Raw genomic sequence first — 2,228 nt, forward strand, 5'->3', positions numbered from 1 at the left:
CCACGTCTTCCCGTCCGTGCTGTACAGCAGCTTCTCGCCCGACGCCAGCGACGTCGACAGCGTCGCACTGACCGTCAGACCGTCGTTGTCGTTCGTGATGAAGTCACCCGGCGTGCCCGTGTCCTGCGAGATGCCCGTGATGTGCACCGCCGTGCTCGGACCCGTGCCGACGATCGTGATCGCCTGGCTGTCCAGCTGGCCCGCATTGCCCGCCGCATCCACCACGCGCATTTCGATTGTCGTGCTCGAGGTCAGCGCCGCGTCTGCGTAGTTCACCACCGTACCCGCTACCGCCGCCGTGATGTCCACCCAGGTCGCGCCGTTGTCACGGCTGTACATCAGATGGTCGCCCGCACCCAGCGCCTGCGACAGCGTCGCCTGCACCGCCAGACCCGTGGTCGCGCTCGTGATGAAGTCGCCCACCGTGCCCGTGTCCGGGCTGATGCCCGTGATGTCCACCGTGACCGCCGGCGGCGTGATGTCGATCGTGATCGCCTGGCTGGCCGTCGCGCCCGTATTGCCCGCCGTGTCCACCACACGCATTTCCACCGTCGCGCTCGAGGTCAGCGCAGCATCGAAGTAGTTCACGCCCGTGCCGCTCACCGCCGCCGTGATGTCCGTCCACGTCGCACCGCCGTCGTGGCTGTACATCAGCTTCTCGCCCGCACCCAGCGCCTGCGACAGCGTCGCCTGCACCGCCAGACCGTCGTTGTCGCTGGTGATGAAGTCGCCCGGCGTGCCCGTGTCCTGCGAGATCCCGGTGATCGCCACCGTCGTCACCGGCGCAATCGTGTCGATCGTCACCAGCTGGCTTGCCTGCGGACCATCGCCGCCGGCCACATCCTCCACCTTCATGTACACCGTCTTCGTGCTCGTGAGCGACGCGTCCGCGTAGCTCACGTCCGTGCCCGACACCGACGACGTGATGTCCGTCCACGTCTTCCCGTCCGTGCTGTACAGCAGCTTCTCGCCCGACGCCAGCGACGTCGACAGCGAGGCACTGACCGTCAGACCGTCGTTGTCGCTGGTGATGAAGTCGCCCGGCGTGCCCGTGTCCTGCGAGATGCCCGTGATATTCACGGTCGTGCTCGGCCGGTCGCCGATGATCGTGATATCCTGGCTGGCCGTCGGGCCCACGTTGCCCGCCGTGTCCATCACATGGAATTCCACCGTCGCGCTTGAAGTCAGCGCCGTGTCCACATAATTCACCGTCGTGCCCGTCACCGATGTACTGATATCGATCCAGCTTGCGCCGCCGTCGTGGCTGTACATCAGCTTCTGCCCCGCAGCCAGCGCCTGCGACAGCGTCGCACTGACCGTCAGACCGTCGGTGTCGTTCGTGATGAAGTCGCCCGGCGTGCCCGTGTCCTGCGAGATGCCGGTGATCGCCACCGTCGTCGCCGGCCCGTTCGTGAGGATCGTGATATCCTGGCTCGCCGCTGCACCCGCGTTGCCGGCCGTGTCCACCACGCGCATTTCGACCGTCGCGCTCGAGGTCAGTGCAGCATCGAAGTAGTTCACGTTCGTACCGCTTACCGACGAACTGATGTCCGTCCACGTGCTGCCGCCGTCGTCGCTGTACATCAGCTTCTCGCCCGATACCAGCGCCTTGGACAGCGTCGCCGATACCGTCAGCCCGTCGTTGTCGTTCGTGATGAAGTCGCCCGGCGTGCCCGTGTCCAGCGAGATGCCGGTGATCGCCACCGTCGTCGTAGGCGCAGTCGTGTCGATCGTGATCGCCTGCTGCGTCGCCGTCCCGTCATTGCCCGCCACGTCCACCACGCGCATCTTCACCGTCGTGCTCTGCGTGAGCGCCGCGTCGAAGTAGCTTACAGCCGTACCTGTCACCGAACTGCTGATGTCGACCCAAGTGTTGCCACCGTCATCGCTGTACTGCAGACGTTCGTCGGACGCCAGCGCCTTCGACAGCGTCGCGCTGATGGTCAGCCCGTCGGTGTCGTTCGTGATGAAGTCACCCGGCGTGCCCGTGTCCAGCGAGATCCCGGTGATCGCCACCGTCGTCGTGGGCGCAGTCGTGTCGATCGTCACCAGCTGGCTCGCCACCGTTCCGACGTTGCCTGCCGCGTCTTCCACGCGCATTTCGATCGTCGTGGTCGACGTCAGCGACGCATCCGCGTAGCTCACGCCCGTGCCGCTCACCGCCGACGTGATGTCCGTCCACGTCGCACCGCCGTCGTGGCTGTACATCAGCTTCTCGCCCGCACCCA

General features: G+C 66.1%; 1 protein-coding gene. It reads right to left on the reverse strand.

The window, feature by feature from the left end; genetic code table 11:
- Positions 1 to 2,228: beta strand repeat-containing protein (locus CIC12_RS32690; RefSeq protein ID WP_174772289.1), on the reverse strand; the 2,228-nt coding region annotated here is incomplete at both ends.

Origin of the sequence: Paraburkholderia sp. SG-MS1, from assembly GCF_012275575.1 — a bacterium.
Taxonomy (GTDB): domain Bacteria; phylum Pseudomonadota; class Gammaproteobacteria; order Burkholderiales; family Burkholderiaceae; genus Paraburkholderia.